This window comes from Microbacterium sp. (assembly GCF_049650565.1).
In the GTDB taxonomy this organism is placed as follows: domain Bacteria; phylum Actinomycetota; class Actinomycetes; order Actinomycetales; family Microbacteriaceae; genus Microbacterium.
Genome location: NZ_JBASAK010000001.1, coordinates 1 through 16,536, shown reverse-complemented (window position 1 = coordinate 16,536; position 16,536 = coordinate 1). Strand labels below are relative to the sequence as shown.

Sequence of the window (16,536 nt, the reverse complement as noted above, 5' to 3'; positions counted from 1 at the left end):
AGCGAGCCGTCCACGAACAGGTCGGCGATGCGGTCCTCGACCTCGCGCTGGATCAGCCGGCGCAGCGGGCGCGCACCGTACTCGGGCTCGTAGCCGTGCTCGCCGAGCCACGCGACCGCGGCATCCGTCGCCTCGAAGGTGACCTCACGGCCCGCCAGCCGTGCCGAGGTCTCGCGCAGCATCAGCCGCACGATCTCGTCCAGCTCTGCGCGGGACAGCTTCTGGAACATCACGATCTCGTCGATCCGGTTCAGGAACTCAGGACGCATGGCCTCCCGCAGCTTCCCCATCACGCGGGCCTTCAGGTCCTCCTGCGAGGAGAAGCCCGAGGCGTCCCGCGACGCGACGAATCCCAGCGCGCCCGACCGCGAGGCCAGGAACTCCGAGCCGAGGTTCGAGGTCATCACGATGACCGTGTTGCGGAAGTCGACCGTACGACCCTGCCCGTCGGTCAGGCGCCCGTCGTCGAGCACCTGCAGCAGCAGGTTGAACACGTCGGGGTGCGCCTTCTCGATCTCGTCGAACAGCACGATCGAGTACGGGTTGCGCCGCACGCGCTCGGTGAGCTGACCGGCCTCGTCGTAGCCGACGTATCCCGGAGGGGCGCCGACCAGGCGCGACACGGTGTGCCGCTCGCCGAACTCGCTCATATCGAAGCGGATGACTGCCGTCTCGTCATCGAAGAGGCGATCGGCCAGAGCCTTCGCCAGCTCGGTCTTGCCGACGCCGGTAGGACCGAGGAACAGGAATGAGCCGACCGGGCGGCGCGCGTCGCCCATCCCGGTGCGGCTGCGACGCACGGCCCGCGCCACGGCGGCGACGGCATCGTCCTGCCCGATCACGCGGGCGTGCAGGTCGTGCTCCAGGTCGCCCAGCCGGGCGCGCTCGGTCTCCGTCAGCCGGCTGACCGGGATGCCGGTGGCGCGCGAGATCACGGCGGCGATCTGCGCCTCGTCGACGACGGTCTCGTCGGCCCCGTCCGACGCGGATGCCGCGGCGGAGGCCTCGTCGATGCGCGCCTGCACGGCGGCGATCTCGTCGCGCACGCGGGACGCCTCCTCATAGTGCTCGGCGCCGACCGCAGCGTTCTTCTGCGCCTCCAGCTCGGCCAGCGACGACATCAGCGCGCTCACATCGGTCGCCATGCCCAGCCGCAGACGCAGCCGGGCGCCGGCCTGGTCGATCAGGTCGACGGCCTTGTCCGGCAGCACCCGGTCGGGCAGGTAGCGGGCGCCCAGCTCGACGGCGGCCCGGATGGCCTCGTCGGTGTAGGTCACCGCGTGGTGCTCCTGATAGGCGGGCTTGAGTCCCTGCAGGATGCGCACGGTGTCCTCGATCGACGGCTCCGACACCTTCACGGGCTGGAAGCGACGTTCCAGAGCGGCATCCTTCTCGATGCGGCGGTACTCGCTGAGCGTGGTCGCGCCGACCAGGTGCAGGTCTCCCCGTGCCAGCCGCGGCTTGAGGATGTTGCCGGCGTCCATACCGCCGCTCTCGCCGGAGCCGCCGGCGCCGACGACCGTGTGCAGTTCGTCCACGAACACGATGATCTCGTCCTTGTGCACGGCGATCTCATCCATGGTCTTGGTGATGCGCTCCTCGAAATCGCCGCGGTAGCGGGTGCCGGAGAGCATGGCGGGCAGGTCCAGCGCGATCACGCGGCGACCCTTCAGCTGTGCGGGCACGGCGCCGTCGACGATGGCGCGGGCCAGCCCGTCGACGATGGCCGTCTTGCCGACGCCGGCCTCGCCGATCAGCACCGGGTTGTTCTTGGTGCGGCGGCTGAGGATCTCGATGGTCTGCTCGATCTCGGTCTCACGGCCGATCACCGGGTCGAGTCCGCCCTCGCGAGCACGCGCGGTGAGGTCGAGGCCGTACTTATCCAGCATCGGCGTCTCGGATGCCGGATCCGCAGCCTCCTCGGTCCGCGGGCGGACACCCGCTGGCACGGGCTCGCCGCGCAGCACCTGCGTGACGCCCTCGGCGGTGACGCCGGCACGGGCCAGCACCTGACCGGCGGCGGCATCCTGCCCGATCACCAGAGCGAAGAACACGTGCTCGGGGTCGATGTACGTCGATCCCGACGAACGCGCCACCTGGTAGCTGTGGAACAGCGCACGGCTGGCGCTGGGCGTCAGGCTGGCGGTGTCGCTGTCGGCCGCGTCACGGGCCTCCGGCAGCCGCGCCTCAGCGGTCTGCGCGACGGCAGCGGGGTCGATCCCCAGCCGCTGGATCACCCGGGCGACGCCCTCGTCCTCGACGATCATGCGCAGGATGTGCAGGGCGTCGAGCTCGGTCTGTCCGCGCTCGAGCGCGTAGCGGCCCGCGCGCTGCAGGATGCCCTGGGTGCGGGCTGTGAGGAACCGGCTGAGATCGATCGAGCGACCCTGGCGGCCCTGCTCACCGGCGAGGTACCGGGCGAGGAAGTCGTCGAACGATCCCGAGCCCGCCTCGTTGAAGTCGTTGGCCATTATCGTTTCCTCCCAAACTTGAGCGTACTTCTATCAACTTCAACATCACATGATGTCCCCTATTCCCGGTGCGGGGCAAATCCGCCGAATAGACTCGCTGCATGTCCTCGGTGCTGTACGTCTGCGTGCGTCCCGAGCGGGACGCGGCGGATGCCGAGCACCGCTCGTTCGCGCGCGATCTGAGCATCACGAACCTGCACCGTCTGGACCTGCTGCACGCGTCGCTGGAGACCGTGGAGTGGGAGCAGTACGACGGGTTCGTGATCGGCGGATCGCCGTTCAACGTGACGGATGCCGACCCGTCCGAGACGCAGCGCGATGTGGAGCGCGATCTGGAGCGCATCGCCACCCGCGCCCTCGCGGGCGAGACGACAGCACTGTTCACCTGCTACGGCATCGGCGTCGTGACGCGGATGCTGGGCGGGCAGGTCACCCTCGATCATCCCGAGAGCGTGCAGGCCGCGCGCATCCGGCTCACCGCCGAAGGATCGGCCGACCCGCTGTTCGGGCCGAGCGGTCCGGAGTTCACCGTGTTCACCGCGCACAAGGAGTCGGCCGCGGCTCCCCCGCCCGATGCCGTGCTGCTGGCCACCGACGACGCCTGCCCCGTGCAGGCGTTCCGCGTGGGCGAGCACCTGTACGCCACGCAGTTCCACCCCGAGGCATCCCCGCAGGACTTCGCCGATCGGATGGCGGTGTACCGGGCCTCCGGCTACTTCGACCCCGGCGAGTACGCGGCCACCGCGGATCGCGTGCTGGCATCATCCGTCGACGGCGCCGACCTGCTGGGTCGGTTCCCCGAGCTGCTGCTGGGGCGCTGAGGCGACGACGCTTCACTTCGACTCGCTGGCGCTCGCTCAGTACAAGCGACAAGCTCAGCGACCCAAGATGAACGGGTCCCTGAGCTTGTCGAAGGGTCGCCCTCAGCCGCGGAGCAGTGCGATCTTCTCGTCGAGGTAGCCCGCCAGCGGCACCGGAACGCCGGTGTTCGACCAGCGCACCGCCGGCTCACCGCCCTGCAGCAGCAGCGGGCCGACCGCCGCACCCGCGTCCACTGCGGCGGCATCCAGCTCCTGCCAGCCCAGGTGCACGATCTCGCCCTCGGCGAAGCCGCCGCGGAACGCCGCAGCGCGGCGCTCGGCCCTGGCCCGCGAGGCGATGGCGGTGTACCCGCGGCGCACCTCCTCGGAGGCACGCAGGATCTCCCCCGTGGCCAGCACCCCGTCATCCGTGAGCAGCAGCACGCCCAGATGCCAGGCCTCCCCCGCCCGCACGATGCGCTCCTTGCGCCAGCGGGAGGTGCGCAACGTCCCGAGGCCTTCGCGTGGTGCATCCGCGAGGCGGCGGCGGGCATCCTCCAGCAGCGAGACGGTGGTTGTCACCGATCCAGGCTACGCCGCGGATGATGATCTCCGATGCCACCGCTGTCAACCCCCTGCCCGCGGACGCACGGGCAGCCGCAGGCTGGCAGCACCGGAGAGACGAAGGAGACATCATGCCCCGCGGACGCGGTTCGAACACCCTGAAGGATCCGGAGATGTACGAGGAGCTGAGAGACGACGGCGCCTCGAAGGAGAAGGCGGCCCGGATCTCCAACGCGGCCGCGCGCGATGGACGGAAGTCGGTCGGCAAGCGCGGCGGCGTGGCGGAGGACTACGAGGACCGCACAGTCGATGAGCTGCGCTCCCGCGCGAAGGAGCTCGGAATCACCGGTTACTCCGGCAAGCGCAAGTCGGAGCTGATCGACATGCTCCGCAACCACTGACGCCGGCGCCGACCGAGGCCGACGATCACCGATATGAGGAGAAGAAGATGACGCCCACGAGCAGGAAGAGCACGACGAACTCGACGAAGCTGACCGCGGACCAGAACGCCGAGAACGGCTTCCACGCGTCGAAGGAGTTGAGTGCGAGTCTGCAGCGCGTGCTGGTCGATCTGATCGAACTGCAGGTTCAGGGCAAGCAGGCGCACTGGAACGTGGTGGGCCCGAACTTCCGCGACACCCATCTGCAGCTCGACGAGATCGTGGACGCGGCCCGGCGGCTGGGCGATACCATCGCCGAGCGCATGCGCGCCCTGCACGCGGTTCCTGACGGACGAAGCAGCACGGTCTCCAAGACCACGTCGCTCGAGGCGTACCCCCTCCGCGAGGTGCTGACGACGGACACGATCGACCTGATCACGGCGCGACTCGAATCCGTGATCGCCACGGTGCGCGACGTGCACGACTCCGTCGACGAGGAGGACCCGACCACCGCGGACATCCTGCATGAGGTGCTGGAGACCCTCGAGCAGTTCGCGTGGATGGTCAGCGCCGAAAACCGCACGCCGGCGTGATCGCGGCTTCCTGCGCGGCGAGGATTCGACCGGCGGGCGGCGGAAGGGCAGAATCGAGGCACACCCCTAGGAGCCTCCATGCTGCAGACCGACACCGCGCGCCTTCTCATCGCCTGCGACGACCAGCCGGGGATCGTCTCGGCCGTCGCCGGGGTGCTGGCCTCGCACGGAGCCAACATCATCTCGCTTGCCCAGCACTCCACCGATGCGCACGGCGGGCGCTTCTTCCAGCGCACGGTGTTCCATCTGGAGGGATTCGAGGCGAACCGGCCCGCGTTGGAGGCGTCGATCACCGAGGTGGCCGAGCGCTTCGACATGGAGTGGTCACTGCATGACACGGCCAGACGCAAGCGCGTGGCGATCTTCGTCTCGAAGTACGACCACTGCCTGATGGAACTGCTGTGGCGCACCCAGCGCGGTGAGCTGGACATCGACGTGGAGATGGTGATCTCCAACCACCCGGATCTCGCCGAGGCCGTGCGCTCGTTCGGAGTCCCCTTCGTGCACATCCCCCGCGGCACGGGCGAGGACGCCAAGGCCGAGATGGAGGAGCGTCAGCTCGAGCTGCTGCAGGGCAACGTCGACCTGGTGGTGCTGGCGCGCTACATGCAGATCCTCACCGACGACTTCATCGAGCGGCTCGGCGTGCCGGTGATCAACATCCACCACTCGTTCCTGCCGGCGTTCGTGGGCGCCAATCCGTATGCGCGCGCGAAGGAGCGCGGTGTGAAGCTGATCGGCGCGACCGCGCACTACGCCACGGCCGACCTGGACGAGGGCCCGATCATCGAGCAGGACGTCACCCGCGTCACGCACGCGGAATCTGCCGCCGACCTGCAGCAGCGCGGCGCCGACGTGGAGCGCTACGTGCTCGCGCGCGCCGTGAAGTGGCACGCCGAGGACCGTGTGATCGTCCACGGCCGCTCCACCGTCATCCTCTGATCCAGTCGGCCACGTCCGCGCTCGGCGTCCGCGACGCGGCGTAGCCTGACGGGGAATCGAAGGGAACCGCATGTCGAAGCTGATGATCGTGGTCGCAAGCGTCAGGGAGGGCCGGATCGGCCTGCCGATCGCCGAGTGGGTTCGGAACGAGGTGGAGAAGCACGGCGGATTCGAGATCGACTGGGCGGATCTGAAGGAGATCGCCCTGCCGCTGATGACCGAGCCGAACCACCCCAAGCTGCACAGGTACACCCAGGCGTCGACCATCGCCTGGAGCGAGCGGGTGGATGCCGCAGATGCGTTCGTCTTCGTGCAGCCGGAGTACAACTTCAGCTACTCCCCCGCACTGAAGAACGCGCTCGATCACCTGCATCAGGAGTGGTGGCGCAAGCCGCTGGGCACGGTCAGCTACGGCGGGATCTCAGGCGGCACCCGCGGAACCACGGCGCTGCGCGTGCCAGAGATGGCGCTGGGCCTGGTTCCGACCACCACCAACGTCGAATTGGCGTGGGCGGTCAAGCAGGTCGAGGACGGCGAGTTCACGCCCCGTGATTCGCAGCGGGCGCTGCTGCAGGCCATGCTCACCGAGCTGCTCGAGCTCGACCGCGCCCTCGCGCCGCTGCGCGCCGCCCGCAGGCACTGACCAGGGGTCAGGCGGGCACACCCGCCAGCAGCTCGGCGAAGACCTCGGCGGCAGTGCCACCGCGCGCCAGAGGTGCGGACTGACCCAGCCACAGCGACTGCAGTTCGCCCATCCCGCGCGGACCAGCCACGGCGCGGAAACGGCCGGTCAGCCAGTTCTGCGCCGGGAACGGAGCGATGGCACCGGAGGCCTCGATCTCGCGCACCGCGCGATTCGGCGCACCGCGCGACAACCGCCCGCTCATGGCTCTGGTCAGCACCGAGCCGTCCGCAGCGGTCGAGCGGATCGCGGCCCGGTGAGGAGCGTTGGCCGCCGACTCCGTCGTCGCGAGGAACGACGTGCCCACATGCACGCCCGACGCGCCCAGGGCGAACGCCGCCGCGACACCGCGCCGATCGGCGATGCCGCCCGCGGCGATGACCGGCACATCCACGGCGTCGGCCACCTGCGGGACCAGCGACATCAGCCCGACCAGCGAGTCCTCCGCGGGCTTGAGGAACGACACCCGGTGCCCCGCCGCCTCGGAGCCCGTCGCGACCACGGCATCCACTCCGCCGTCGGCCAGCGCGACGGCCTCGGCAACGGTGGTCGCAGTGCCGATCACGCGGATGCCGAGACGATGCGCCTCTTCGACGACCGCCGCCGACGGAACACCGAACACGACGCTCAGCACAGCGGGCGCCGCCTCCCAGATCGCGGCGAGCTGCTCGTCCAGTGACGGCAGGTATCGCTCGGGCCGCGGCGGCCGCTCGATGCCGACCTCTGCGAAGAATGCATCCAGAGCTGCCGCATAGCCATCGTGCTCCGGCCCGGGCCGCACCTCATCGCCGGTGGGCAACCAGATGTTCAGCGCGAACGGCGCGCCGGTGGCGTGCCGCAGCGCGGCGACGGTCGTGCGGATCCGCTCCCCGTCGTACCCGTAGAGACCGTACGACCCCAGCCCGCCGGCTTCGCAGACCGCCGCGGTGAGCGCGACCGAGGACAGTCCGCCGAACGGCGCCAGGACGATCGGATGCCGGATGCCGAGCAGAGCGCGCAGATCAGTCATGCTCTGAGGTTACGCCGCAGACATCGTCGCACTTCCCTTCGGCCTACCGTGCGACGCACGGCGTGCTCCGCGGGGCGGCGAGACGACGACGCTGAGCCGCACCGGACGGTATTGATGACGGGGCGCGCACAAGTTCTTTCGGGAGGCCCGCCGCACCCGCGCCCCGACGTCCATGCCGCGGAATCCGGGATAGATTCCTCAAGAGCCCGCCGCTCTCCTGCGGATCGGGCAACGCTCCAGGAGGACCCGTGCATCGTTCACCCCAGCCCCACCCCGTCCGCGATCGCGTGCGACGCTGAGCCGGCGATGGGAAGCCTGTTCTACGGAGACCCCGTGCACCCGATCCACATCGAGGACCGCGCTCTCGCGCACCTCAAGGTGGTCATCGCCACCAAGCTGCGCCGCAACGAGAGCTTCACCCTGTCGTGGAAGCACCCCGAAGGCGTCGACCCGGGACGCAGCACGATCTGGCTGCATCCATCCATCCCGCTGAGGTTCGTGTTCGACGCGCCGGAGGCGCCGCCGCTGAGCCGGCAGTGGATCGAGGAGCTCGCGCACTCCGCCAACTCCAGCGGCGGCATCGCCCTCGTGGACGAGCATGTGGAGAGCCCGCCCACGGACTCGTGACGGTCACCTCGGCGGCAGGTGGCGAATGGGCGACGGTGCGCGCGAGCGATCGGATGCCGCGATGACCGCCTCGTCGAGAGCGTCCAGCATGTGCTTGAAGTCACGGAACCGCGTCACGCGGGGGCATGGGCTGCGCAGCCACAGCACATCGAGGCTCCCGGTGCTGTTGCGCTCCACGTAGGCGATCAGGCAGTCGGCGTCGCCCTGTCGGCGCGCACGGTCGCACACCCGCCAGTTGTCGCGCCCGAGCGGCGTCAGCTCCCAGTCGCCGCGCGGAGCCGGAGCGCTCGGAGGGTCGGAGAGCGTGGTGCTCATAGCGCCTTCCCCCCGGTCACGGGCAGCACGGCGCCGGAGACGTAGGTGGCCTCATCGGAGGCCAGGTACACATAGGCTCCGGCGAGCTCGGAGGGCTGCGCGGGGCGACCGAGCGGCGTGTCCCTGCCGAAGCTCTTCAGCTTCTCGTCACCCCAGCCCGTCGCGGGGATGAGCGGCGTCCAGACGGGCCCCGGCGCGACCGCGTTCACGCGGATGCCGCGCGGGCCGGCCTCCTCAGCGAGCGCCTTCACGAAGGCGACCAGCGCCGCCTTCGTCATCGCATAGTCGATCAGTCCCGGCGAGGGCTGGAACGCCTGGATCGATGAGGTGACGATGATGCTGGCGCCGGGTTCCAGACCCGAGTACGCCGCGCGGGCGGTCACCATGGTGCCCAGCAGGTTGGTCTCGAACACGCGCCGGATGTCCTCGGTGCGAAGCTCGGCGAAGTCGTCGATGTCGTGCTGGAATGCGGCGTTGAGCACGAGGATGTCCAGACCGCCGAGTCCTTCCCGGGTCCGCTGCACGACTTCCGTCGCGAACTGCTCGTCCCGCAGATCGCCGGCGATGCTCACTGCGGTCCTGCCCTCTCGACGGACCGCCTCGAGGGTGTCGTCCGCGTCGTCCTGCTCAACCGGGAGATGCGCGATCGCGACATCTGCTCCCTCTCGCGCGAAGGCGATGGCGACGGCCCGACCGATGCCCGAATCCCCTCCGGTGATCAACGCGCGGCGACCATGGAGCCGATCATGCCCGACATACTCGGTCTCGCCGTGGTCGGGTTCGGGCTCGGTCTCCCTTGTGCTCCCCGGCTGGTCCTGCTGCTGGGAGGGCACCGGCTCGTCCCAGAACTCCTCGCGAGGATCCCTCATGCTGTCGCTCATCGCGTCTCCCTCTCTGGACTGTGTGGGATGACAGTCGCACGGCGCCGGCTCCCGACCCAGGGGGTTGACAGCCGCAGCCGCGGCTCTACGCGCGCGAGGGCGCCCCTACGCGCGTGCGAGAGCCATGTCAACGGGGATCCGCGGTCCTCCCGTCTGGCGCACAGTGGTCCACACGCACACGGAGGAAGGAGATCTCATGTCGGATCCACGAGATGTTCCCGACGAGGAGCGTCCGTCCCGCGCCGCCGAGGGTTCCCTCGCGGCGGATGGGGAGGACGTCGACGACCGGCTCGACGAGGACGAGCTGCGCGACGACGGAGCGCGGGTGGAGGCTCTCGACGACCCGTTCTGGGACGAGGAGGGGACGTCGTGATGAGCGGCATCGACGAAGGCATGATGCCCGAGCATGTTCAGCCCCAGCGCCAGGACGACGGCACCCGGGACGGCGCCTCGGACGAGGACCGCACTCAGAAGAAAGACGCGGGAATCCGCGACGCTCATCCATCCTCGGCGACGGGAGCCTGCATCTCCGCCGTGGCGGCTCCCCCGTCCCCGGCATCCGGCGGCTCCGGCACGAGGTAGAGGCCGCCCGGGGAGTTCGCCGTGAACGCGAGAGCCTCGGTCCATCCGCGGTTGATGGCCGGCTGACGGCTGCCGTAGTACTTGAAGACGAGGGAGCTGCCGGGATGCAGCCAGACGGTGCTCCGGCCACCGCCGATGCTGACGTCCTCGCGCCAAGTGAACGGGAACGGCTCACCGCGCCGCAGCTTGGCGGTGATGACCAGCTGCAGGTGCGTCAGGGCGCGATCCTCGAACTCGGCCTTGACCCCGCCCTCATAGATGAACTTGCCCATTGCGCCTCCGTCTGCCCGAAGACCCACTACCGGCTTCGATCTGCACACATTACGTTAGGCGACATGGGCCTGCTTTACTACGGCGGAACTCCCGAGCCGATCCACATCGAGGATCGTGCCCTCGCGCATCTCAAGGTCGTCATCGCGACCAAGCTCCGGCGGAACGAGAGCTTCACGTTGTCGTGGCAGCATCCCGAGGGCGACGTGCGCGGACGCTCGACGATCTGGCTGCACCCGTCGATTCCGCTGCGCTTCGTCTTCGACGAGCCCGAGCCCCCGGAGCTGCACGCCGAGTGGATCACCGCGATGGCGCATTCGGCCAACACCAGCGGCGGCATCATGATGGTGCCCGAGGACATGTCCCAGCCCGAGGCGCCCGCCCGTCAGGAGTGAGATCGCCTGGCAGGTGCGAGCACCCGTCGTCAACCCCCTTCTCGAGCCATCCTCATCCTCGTATTCTCAGCGGATGCCGGGGCATCTCCGCCCCGCGTGACGAAGGGATCGACATGAACCTCCTGTTCATCATCATCGCGGTGGTCGCGATCATCCTCGCGATCACCGGCGGACTCGTGCAGTCGCTCAATTTCCTGCTCTGGGTGGGGCTCGTACTGCTCGCTCTGGCGGTGATCGCCTGGCTGATCAGGGTGATCTCCGGCCGGAACGCGGCGTGACCCTCACACCGGAGTCAACATCGAAGGCTGCGGACGGCGGCTTCACCTGGGTCGGCCTCGTCGATCGCGATCAGCGCGACGTGCTGGCCGAGGTGAGGCGCCTCGCCGCCCACCCGGCGCTCCGCGAGGATTCCCTCCAGCGCGGGCGACCGCCCAAGCTGGAGGTGCTGGACGGGCAGTTGCTCGTCATCGCCTGGGACATCGCCCCTGACAAGGTGGCCAAGCGCCCCGGCGAGATCATCATCCTGGCCGGCGACGTCCGGCTTCTGACGGTTCAGTGGGACGGTGACGGTCCGGCGCGGGCGCTGCGACCGCTGGTCGAGCGCGATGACGCCGCCGGCGCGACGCCGCTGGGTGCCGCCTACCGCATCCTCGATGCCGTGGTCTGCGACTACGAGGCGACCGTCGCCTCGATCGAGAGCGAACTCGACCAGGTGGAGACGCAGGTGTTCGACCCCGATGTCGAGGAGGACTACGAGCGCATCTACCGGCTGCGCCGGCGCATCGGGCACCTCGACCGCGCGGCCTCCGCCCTGCGTCAGGGTTTCGAGACCAATTCCGACGCACTCGACGAACTGCTCCAAGACGACCCTGAGCTGCGCACCTTCTTCCGGCACATGCGCAGCGACCTCACCGCGATCGCCGATCTGCTCTCCACGCAGCGTATGACCCTGGATGCCGTCGTCTCCAGCCACGAGAACAACGTGTCCTCCCGGCAGAACCGCGACATGCGCACCATCGCCGCGGTGGCGGCGCTGCTCGCACTGCCGACGGTGGCCGCGGGTCTCTACGGCATGAACTTCAAGGACATGCCGCTGCTGCACGCCCAGAACGGCTGGGTGTTCGTCGTGATCGCCACCGTGGTCCTCGACGTGGGCGCCGTGCTCCTGTTCCGGCGTCGCGGCTGGATGGGGTCGAACCAGCGCCACGACAGCTGAGCATCACTCCTCGTCGCAGTGAACGCCTCTGATCCTCGATGGACGATGATGCGCCGACCAGCCCCTTGACGCCGACGCAGACGCCTGTCAAGCCCCTACGGTGAGCGTGGGGCGATCCGTAGCATCGGTTCTTCGAACACGAGATGAGGAGAGATGATGACGCTCACGACCGAGATCCGGGTCAAGGACATCATGACGCCGGGTGCGCGGTGCATCGGCGAGAACGATTCCCTGGCGCGGGCCGCGCGATTGATGAACGACCTGGACATCGGCCCTCTGCCGATCTGCGGCGACGACGGCAAGCTCAAGGGGATGCTGACCGACCGCGACATCGTCGTGAAGGCGATCGCGAACGGGAAGTCCGCTGAGACGACGACAGCGGGCATGCTCGCCGAGGGCCGGCCGGTGCTGGTCGACGCCGAGGACGATGTGCGCGAGGTGCTCGCCCTCATGCGGCAGCACCAGATCCGCCGCATCCCTGTGATCGATGATCGCGTGCTGGTGGGAATCGTGGCCGAGGCCGACATCGCCCGGAGCCTCGCACCGCGCGACACCGGCGAGACCATCGAACAGATCACCCTCTGACGGAGGAGGCGGACATGCGTACCGACAAGGAGGCCATGGCGAAGGACCTGAGCAGGCGCCCGGCGGATGCGACCACCACGCACGCCGGGTGGGGCGGGGGCGACCCGCACCTGCTGGTCTCGCAGGAGGACGTCCGCGAGGTGTTCCATCTCACGGCCGATGAGACCCGCATCGGATCCTCACCGGATTCCGAACTCGTGCTCGCCGGCGCCGATCCCCTGCACGCCACGATCACGCACGATGACCGCGACGAGTTCGTCCTCGACCTGCACGGCGAGGGCGAGATGAACGCGGGCACCGATGATCGCAGCGAGATCCTGCGCACCGGCGCCCGCTTCACCGTCGCAGGCTGGACGCTGGTGTTCATGAGGGAGGAGTTCGCCGATCACGGCCGCCCCTACGGCGGCCGCGAGGGCGGCGAGCTGTCGGATCAGCCCGCTCAGCCGCAGCGCCCCGACTACCCCGCGCAGCGCGAGGATGGCCGGGATGCCGACGACGGGCGGGAGTGGGAGGTCCGCAACGGCTGAGCGGATGCTCAGTCGACCGCCTCGCCCTGAGTGCGGATGAACTCGCGGTCGCGGATCGTCAGCTGCTCCTCCCTGGACATGCGCACCCCCGTCAGGATCTCGACCTCGTCGCGGACGATGTCGGGGATGGTCTCCCCGCCGAGGGCGTCGAGCGCATGCTTGGCGTCGGCGGTGAGGCTCGGCCACCAGGTGTGGATCTCGGGTTCGGTCATGTCGTGCTCCTCTCTTCGCCCGTCCATCCTCGGCAGCGCTCGATCAGCGTGCCACCCCCTGGCCTTCCCACGCGCACGCGGGTACCCTCTGAGTCAAGGCTTACCGCGACCTTCTGACAGGGTCGACGAGAGCACCTCCCGCCGACCCGAGGATCATCCACGGATAGGAGGAAGGGAAATGGCTGAGCAGTTGCGCGGCTACGCGCCGACGACGACGCACGCCGAATGGGGTGCCGGGGATCCTCATCTGCTGATCTCACGGCACGACGAGGATCGATCGGTGCATCATCTGACAGACCTGACGGTCACGATCGGCTCGGACGCCGGATGCGGGCTGCGGCTCGAGGGCGCCGCCCCTCTGCACGCGACGATCGTGCACGATGAGCGCGATGAGTTCGTGCTGACCATGCACGCGCCCGGAATGATGAACGCCAACGACCCCGATGCGAAAGACGGCGAGCGGGTCGAGACTCTGCGCACCGGCGCTCGATTCACCATCGGGGAGTGGATGCTGGTGTTCAGCCGCGACGAGTATGCGGACCACGGGCGCCCCTACGGCGGACGCGAGGGCGGCGAGGGCACGCACCAGCACCGGCAGAACGAGCGCCCGGACTATCCCTCGACGGGAGCGATCCCGACGCACGGGTGATCGGGACGGCGTCGGCTCCAGTCGGCGTACGTTGGAGGCATGGCTGAGTTCGTCGTCGTCGGTGGCACGGGGCAGATCGGGGCGAAGACGGTCACCCGCCTGCGCGAGCGCGGGCGGGAAGCCGTCGCGGCTTCCCCCAGCACCGGTGTCGACCTGCTGACGAGTGCAGGTCTGGATGCCGCCCTCGACGGCGCCTCCGTGGTGATCGACGTGTCCAAGCCCCGCGCGACGAACCCGGATGCCGTACGGGAGTACTTCACGACCGGGATGGCGAACCTGCTGCGTGCGGAGCGCGAGCACGGCATCCGCCATCACCTGGCCCTGAGCATCGTCGGCTCCGACCGCCACGATGTGCCGTTCTACACCGGGAAGGTCGCGGGCGAGCGCGCCGTGCGCGCATCGGGCGTGCCGTTCACGATCGTGCACGCCACGCAGTTCTTCGAGTTCGCGCCCACCATCGCCGCGCAGGCGGAGGCCGACGGCGTGGTCACGCTGCCGAATGCCCTGGTGCAGCCCTGCGCGGGCGCGGACGTGGCTGATCTGCTCGTGGAGCTGGCCCTCGGCTCCGCCGTGAACACCGATCTCGACATCGCGGGGCCCGACCGGATGCCGCTGGCCGAGTTCGTCTCCCGCGCGCTGCGGGCGGAGGGCGACCAGCGCGTCGTGCACGCCGGTCCCACGGGCGTGTACTTCGGCGGTGGCCTGAAGCGCGAGGCATTGATCCCCGGCCCCCACGCCCGCATCCTGCCGACCAGCTTCGGCGAGTGGCTGCTCGCCCACTCCTGAACTCCCTGCATTCATACTGCGAACCTCGGGTACTGTGCCCCTGAGGGAAGGGAGATGCCGATGATCCAGTTGCTGCAGTTCATGCTGACCGCGCTGGGGTTCGTCCCGCTCCCGCAGGGCCTCTCCACGGGTGGGATGCTGAGCATCGCCGTGGTGCTCGTCGCGGTCGCCGTGATCACGATCGCCCTCGCCCTGATATCGCCGATCTTCGGCACCCGCTCGGCGCCTCATCCCCACCGGGCGATAGATGCGTCCACACTGCTCGCGCAGAGTCACCCGGATGCCGCAGGGCACCGGCGCCCGCGAGCACCGGGAGCCGCCGCCGCGTGACCCGTCGCTGAGCGGGGAACGCGGCCTTCGCCGACCCCATTCACCTCTGCGAACGGACTCGCCTTGGACATCTTCGCCTTCCCACCACTGACTCTTCTTCTCGACGGCGCCTACCGCGCCCTGATCCAGCTCGTCGATCTCCTCGAACCGCTGGCCGGCACCACGGCCGCCGCGCTGGCCGTCATCCTCGTCACCCTGCTGGTGCGCACCCTGCTCATCCCCGTCGGCGTCTCGCAGGCGAAGACCGAGCGCACTCGCGCCCGCCTCGCCCCGAAGCTGCGCGATCTGCAGAAGCACCACGGCAAGGATCGCGAGCGGCTGCAGCGCGAGACCATGTCGCTCTACCGCGACGAGCACGCGTCCCCGCTGGCGGGCTGTCTGCCGCTGCTCGTGCAGGCCGCCGTGATCGGCGTCCTGTACACGCTGTTCCTGCGCCCGCAGATCGTCGGGCATGCGAACGCGCTGCTGAGCCACGACTTGTTCGGCGCACCGCTCGGGTCATCACTGGTGCACGCGGTCGGCAGCGGCTTGGATCCTGCGACGGCGATCGCGTGGGCGGTGGTGCTGGTCGTCCTCCTGGTGGTCGCCGAAGTCACCCGCCGTGCGTTCCGACCGCAGGCGCCCCTCGAGGGCCGGCTGGCGCGGCGTGGGATGCTCGGGCTCATGGGCGCCCTTCACTATCTGACGGCCGTGTTCGCGGTGTTCATGCCACTGGCGGCTGCGCTGTACCTGGTGGTGACGGTGGCATGGACACTCGCGCAGCGCACGCTGCTGCGCCGCCGGTACCCGCTGCCGGCCTGACCTCTGCCGCCTGGTCAGCGGTGGGCGACGGCGATGCGAAGCGCTCGTTCGCCCGCCGCTCGACAGCCGTCAAGGGACACCGGAGGAGGCATCCGGAGCGACCGGAGCGGGCATGAGAGCCTGCTACACAGAACGATCGCGAGCGCGTGGGGTACAGAAGAATCTCGAAGATCGCGCTCGCGATCGTAGCGCTGGGGACGCTTATCTGGGGAGACACCAGGTTAAGCCCGGCACCCTCGCAAATGACAGATCCGAAAGGCGAGACTTCATTGGACTTTCGTCCAGATCTTCACGTCATCGGCAGGCGCGCCGACACCTCCCAGGCATCGTCGACCGGTCCCGCCGTGAATTCGCCGCTCGCGCCGATGACCCGTTCGGCCATGCGGTTCAGTCCGGTCCCGCTGGACGGGAGGTCACGGCGCGGGGTGGTCGGGAGGGGACTGCGGATGCTGAGTGTCGCGTGCTCGTCGTCGATCTGCAGCCGCATGGCGACCACGCCGGCTCCGGCGTGCTTGAGGATGTTGGTGGCGGACTCGCGGACGATGCGCGCGAACACGATGTCCACGATGCGCGGGATCCGCTCGTCGAGTGGATCGCCCTCGGCCACGACCTCGTGGCCGGCCGCGGAGATCTCCGTTCGCGCCTCGTCGATCGCCTCACCGAGATCACCGGTGGGGACTCCGGATGCCCGGGGACCGTCGTCTGCGAGCTCGATGACGAAGCGGAGATCGGCCATCGCCTTGCGGGCGGCGACACGGATGGCCTCCTGGGACTGCGCGCTCACCTTCGGGTCGTCGAGCATCTGCACGTGCAGTGCCACGACGGTGAGGTGGTGGGCGATGCTGTCGTGCAGCTCGCCGGCGATCCAGCGTCGCTCGGCGAGAACGGCCTGCCGCTCCTGCTCCGCGCTCTCGGCGAG

24 protein-coding genes are annotated in these 16,536 nt (G+C 69.2%); 16 read left to right on the top strand and 8 right to left on the bottom strand.

Features of this window, described 5'->3' with window-relative positions; all coding sequences use genetic code 11:
• Positions 1–2,471, bottom strand: a 2,471-nt coding sequence (locus WA967_RS00120; RefSeq protein WP_424418789.1) for an ATP-dependent Clp protease ATP-binding subunit, incomplete at its 3' end; no start/stop codon positions are given.
• Between the two features lie 101 nt (positions 2,472–2,572).
• Here WA967_RS00120 and WA967_RS00115 point away from each other — a divergent pair.
• Positions 2,573–3,292 carry a glutamine amidotransferase-related protein gene (locus WA967_RS00115; RefSeq protein WP_424418787.1) on the top strand — a complete coding sequence of 240 codons (720 nt, stop codon included), beginning with the start codon at positions 2,573–2,575 and terminating at the stop codon, positions 3,290–3,292.
• Between the two features lie 102 nt (positions 3,293–3,394).
• On the opposite strand, the gene WA967_RS00110 is transcribed toward WA967_RS00115, so the two are convergent.
• Complete coding sequence (locus WA967_RS00110; protein WP_424418786.1) at positions 3,395–3,853, bottom strand: glutaminase; 459 nt, start codon at positions 3,851–3,853, stop codon at positions 3,395–3,397.
• Between the two features lie 113 nt (positions 3,854–3,966).
• Here WA967_RS00110 and WA967_RS00105 point away from each other — a divergent pair, with 113 nt between their 5' ends.
• The 4 genes from WA967_RS00105 (at position 3,967) to WA967_RS00090 (ending at position 6,393) form a co-directional block, all read left to right on the top strand.
• Positions 3,967–4,236 carry a DUF7218 family protein gene (locus tag WA967_RS00105; protein WP_424418784.1) on the top strand — a complete coding sequence of 90 codons (270 nt, stop codon included), beginning with the start codon at positions 3,967–3,969 and terminating at the stop codon, positions 4,234–4,236.
• A 47-nt stretch (positions 4,237–4,283) separates the two neighbouring features.
• Positions 4,284–4,808: a Dps family protein gene (locus tag WA967_RS00100; protein ID WP_424418783.1), complete on the top strand. Its 525-nt coding sequence runs from the start codon at positions 4,284–4,286 to the stop codon at positions 4,806–4,808.
• Between the two features lie 78 nt (positions 4,809–4,886).
• Positions 4,887–5,750, top strand: coding sequence for a formyltetrahydrofolate deformylase (purU, locus tag WA967_RS00095; protein WP_424418781.1), 864 nt, complete (start codon positions 4,887–4,889; stop codon positions 5,748–5,750).
• 70 nt (positions 5,751–5,820) lie between these two features.
• The gene (locus tag WA967_RS00090; protein WP_424418779.1) at positions 5,821–6,393 is read left to right on the top strand and encodes an NADPH-dependent FMN reductase; all 573 of its coding nucleotides are present in this window, start codon (positions 5,821–5,823) and stop codon (positions 6,391–6,393) included.
• A gap of 7 nt (positions 6,394–6,400) precedes the next feature.
• Here WA967_RS00090 and WA967_RS00085 read toward each other — a convergent pair whose 3' ends face one another.
• The gene (locus WA967_RS00085) at positions 6,401–7,441 is read right to left on the bottom strand and encodes an NAD(P)H-dependent flavin oxidoreductase (RefSeq protein WP_424418777.1); all 1,041 of its coding nucleotides are present in this window, start codon (positions 7,439–7,441) and stop codon (positions 6,401–6,403) included.
• Between the two features lie 306 nt (positions 7,442–7,747).
• Between WA967_RS00085 and WA967_RS00080 the strand changes: the two genes are divergently transcribed.
• The gene (locus tag WA967_RS00080; protein ID WP_424418775.1) at positions 7,748–8,068 is read left to right on the top strand and encodes a hypothetical protein; all 321 of its coding nucleotides are present in this window, start codon (positions 7,748–7,750) and stop codon (positions 8,066–8,068) included.
• 3 nt (positions 8,069–8,071) lie between these two features.
• Here the strand turns inward: WA967_RS00080 and WA967_RS00075 are convergent, their stop codons facing one another.
• Together WA967_RS00075 and WA967_RS00070 are read right to left on the bottom strand one after the other, a co-directional pair.
• The gene (locus tag WA967_RS00075) at positions 8,072–8,383 is read right to left on the bottom strand and encodes a hypothetical protein (protein ID WP_424418773.1); all 312 of its coding nucleotides are present in this window, start codon (positions 8,381–8,383) and stop codon (positions 8,072–8,074) included.
• Positions 8,380–9,264 (bottom strand): SDR family oxidoreductase, encoded by an 885-nt coding sequence (locus WA967_RS00070; RefSeq protein ID WP_424418771.1) that lies wholly within the window; start codon positions 9,262–9,264, stop codon positions 8,380–8,382. The genes WA967_RS00075 and WA967_RS00070 overlap by 4 nt, the downstream gene beginning before the upstream one ends.
• A gap of 196 nt (positions 9,265–9,460) precedes the next feature.
• Here WA967_RS00070 and WA967_RS00065 point away from each other — a divergent pair, with 196 nt between their 5' ends.
• Positions 9,461–9,637, top strand: a complete 177-nt coding sequence (locus WA967_RS00065; protein ID WP_424418770.1) for a hypothetical protein — start codon at positions 9,461–9,463, stop codon at positions 9,635–9,637.
• Positions 9,638–9,761: 124 nt separating this feature from the next.
• Here the strand turns inward: WA967_RS00065 and WA967_RS00060 are convergent, their stop codons facing one another.
• Positions 9,762–10,118, bottom strand: coding sequence for an ATP-dependent DNA ligase (locus WA967_RS00060; protein WP_424418768.1), 357 nt, complete (start codon positions 10,116–10,118; stop codon positions 9,762–9,764).
• Positions 10,119–10,181: 63 nt separating this feature from the next.
• Here WA967_RS00060 and WA967_RS00055 point away from each other — a divergent pair, with 63 nt between their 5' ends.
• The 5 genes from WA967_RS00055 (at position 10,182) to WA967_RS00035 (ending at position 12,839) form a co-directional block, all read left to right on the top strand.
• The gene (locus WA967_RS00055) at positions 10,182–10,511 is read left to right on the top strand and encodes a hypothetical protein (protein WP_424418766.1); all 330 of its coding nucleotides are present in this window, start codon (positions 10,182–10,184) and stop codon (positions 10,509–10,511) included.
• 113 nt (positions 10,512–10,624) lie between these two features.
• Positions 10,625–10,789, top strand: a complete 165-nt coding sequence (locus WA967_RS00050) for a hypothetical protein (RefSeq protein WP_298861163.1) — start codon at positions 10,625–10,627, stop codon at positions 10,787–10,789.
• Positions 10,786–11,727 carry a CorA family divalent cation transporter gene (locus WA967_RS00045; RefSeq protein WP_424418764.1) on the top strand — a complete coding sequence of 314 codons (942 nt, stop codon included), beginning with the start codon at positions 10,786–10,788 and terminating at the stop codon, positions 11,725–11,727. Before WA967_RS00050 ends, WA967_RS00045 begins: the two co-directional genes overlap by 4 nt.
• A gap of 156 nt (positions 11,728–11,883) precedes the next feature.
• Positions 11,884–12,312: a CBS domain-containing protein gene (locus WA967_RS00040; protein ID WP_424418762.1), complete on the top strand. Its 429-nt coding sequence runs from the start codon at positions 11,884–11,886 to the stop codon at positions 12,310–12,312.
• Between the two features lie 14 nt (positions 12,313–12,326).
• Positions 12,327–12,839, top strand: coding sequence for an FHA domain-containing protein (locus tag WA967_RS00035; protein ID WP_424418760.1), 513 nt, complete (start codon positions 12,327–12,329; stop codon positions 12,837–12,839).
• Between the two features lie 8 nt (positions 12,840–12,847).
• On the opposite strand, the gene WA967_RS00030 is transcribed toward WA967_RS00035, so the two are convergent.
• Complete coding sequence (locus WA967_RS00030) at positions 12,848–13,051, bottom strand: hypothetical protein (protein WP_424418758.1); 204 nt, start codon at positions 13,049–13,051, stop codon at positions 12,848–12,850.
• 178 nt (positions 13,052–13,229) lie between these two features.
• Between WA967_RS00030 and WA967_RS00025 the strand changes: the two genes are divergently transcribed.
• The 4 genes from WA967_RS00025 to WA967_RS00010 all read left to right on the top strand — a co-directional run bounded on the left by WA967_RS00025 (position 13,230) and on the right by WA967_RS00010 (position 15,617).
• Positions 13,230–13,700: an FHA domain-containing protein gene (locus tag WA967_RS00025; RefSeq protein WP_424418756.1), complete on the top strand. Its 471-nt coding sequence runs from the start codon at positions 13,230–13,232 to the stop codon at positions 13,698–13,700.
• 39 nt (positions 13,701–13,739) lie between these two features.
• Entirely contained in the window at positions 13,740–14,486 is a 747-nt protein-coding gene (locus WA967_RS00020; RefSeq protein ID WP_424418754.1) for an SDR family oxidoreductase, read from the top strand.
• 60 nt (positions 14,487–14,546) lie between these two features.
• A complete protein-coding gene (locus WA967_RS00015) occupies positions 14,547–14,816 on the top strand; it encodes a DUF6412 domain-containing protein (RefSeq protein ID WP_424418753.1) in 270 nt (89 codons plus the stop codon).
• A gap of 63 nt (positions 14,817–14,879) precedes the next feature.
• On the top strand, positions 14,880–15,617 hold the full coding sequence (locus tag WA967_RS00010; RefSeq protein WP_424418751.1) for a YidC/Oxa1 family membrane protein insertase: 738 nt from the start codon (positions 14,880–14,882) through the stop codon (positions 15,615–15,617).
• A gap of 289 nt (positions 15,618–15,906) precedes the next feature.
• Here the strand turns inward: WA967_RS00010 and WA967_RS00005 are convergent.
• On the bottom strand, positions 15,907–16,536 hold a 630-nt coding region (locus WA967_RS00005; protein ID WP_424418749.1), incomplete at its 5' end, for a sensor histidine kinase.

Excerpts from the sequence above, each read along its gene's own strand:
- WA967_RS00055 (WP_424418766.1), top strand. The coding sequence starts at position 10,182 with ATGGGCCTGCTTTACTACGGCGGAACTCCCGAGCCGATCCACATCGAG.
- WA967_RS00105 (WP_424418784.1), top strand. The coding sequence starts at position 3,967 with ATGCCCCGCGGACGCGGTTCGAACACCCTGAAGGATCCGGAGATGTAC.
- WA967_RS00085 (WP_424418777.1), bottom strand. The coding sequence starts at position 7,441 with ATGACTGATCTGCGCGCTCTGCTCGGCATCCGGCATCCGATCGTCCTG.
- WA967_RS00025 (WP_424418756.1), top strand. The coding sequence starts at position 13,230 with ATGGCTGAGCAGTTGCGCGGCTACGCGCCGACGACGACGCACGCCGAA.
- WA967_RS00040 (WP_424418762.1), top strand. The coding sequence starts at position 11,884 with ATGACGCTCACGACCGAGATCCGGGTCAAGGACATCATGACGCCGGGT.
- WA967_RS00065 (WP_424418770.1), top strand. The coding sequence starts at position 9,461 with ATGTCGGATCCACGAGATGTTCCCGACGAGGAGCGTCCGTCCCGCGCC.
- purU (WP_424418781.1), top strand. The coding sequence starts at position 4,887 with ATGCTGCAGACCGACACCGCGCGCCTTCTCATCGCCTGCGACGACCAG.
- WA967_RS00100 (WP_424418783.1), top strand. The coding sequence starts at position 4,284 with ATGACGCCCACGAGCAGGAAGAGCACGACGAACTCGACGAAGCTGACC.
- WA967_RS00080 (WP_424418775.1), top strand. The coding sequence starts at position 7,748 with ATGGGAAGCCTGTTCTACGGAGACCCCGTGCACCCGATCCACATCGAG.
- WA967_RS00060 (WP_424418768.1), bottom strand. The coding sequence starts at position 10,118 with ATGGGCAAGTTCATCTATGAGGGCGGGGTCAAGGCCGAGTTCGAGGAT.
- WA967_RS00070 (WP_424418771.1), bottom strand. The coding sequence starts at position 9,264 with ATGAGCGACAGCATGAGGGATCCTCGCGAGGAGTTCTGGGACGAGCCG.
- WA967_RS00035 (WP_424418760.1), top strand. The coding sequence starts at position 12,327 with ATGCGTACCGACAAGGAGGCCATGGCGAAGGACCTGAGCAGGCGCCCG.
- WA967_RS00050 (WP_298861163.1), top strand. The coding sequence starts at position 10,625 with ATGAACCTCCTGTTCATCATCATCGCGGTGGTCGCGATCATCCTCGCG.
- WA967_RS00090 (WP_424418779.1), top strand. The coding sequence starts at position 5,821 with ATGTCGAAGCTGATGATCGTGGTCGCAAGCGTCAGGGAGGGCCGGATC.
- WA967_RS00030 (WP_424418758.1), bottom strand. The coding sequence starts at position 13,051 with ATGACCGAACCCGAGATCCACACCTGGTGGCCGAGCCTCACCGCCGAC.
- WA967_RS00020 (WP_424418754.1), top strand. The coding sequence starts at position 13,740 with ATGGCTGAGTTCGTCGTCGTCGGTGGCACGGGGCAGATCGGGGCGAAG.
- WA967_RS00075 (WP_424418773.1), bottom strand. The coding sequence starts at position 8,383 with ATGAGCACCACGCTCTCCGACCCTCCGAGCGCTCCGGCTCCGCGCGGC.
- WA967_RS00115 (WP_424418787.1), top strand. The coding sequence starts at position 2,573 with ATGTCCTCGGTGCTGTACGTCTGCGTGCGTCCCGAGCGGGACGCGGCG.
- WA967_RS00015 (WP_424418753.1), top strand. The coding sequence starts at position 14,547 with ATGATCCAGTTGCTGCAGTTCATGCTGACCGCGCTGGGGTTCGTCCCG.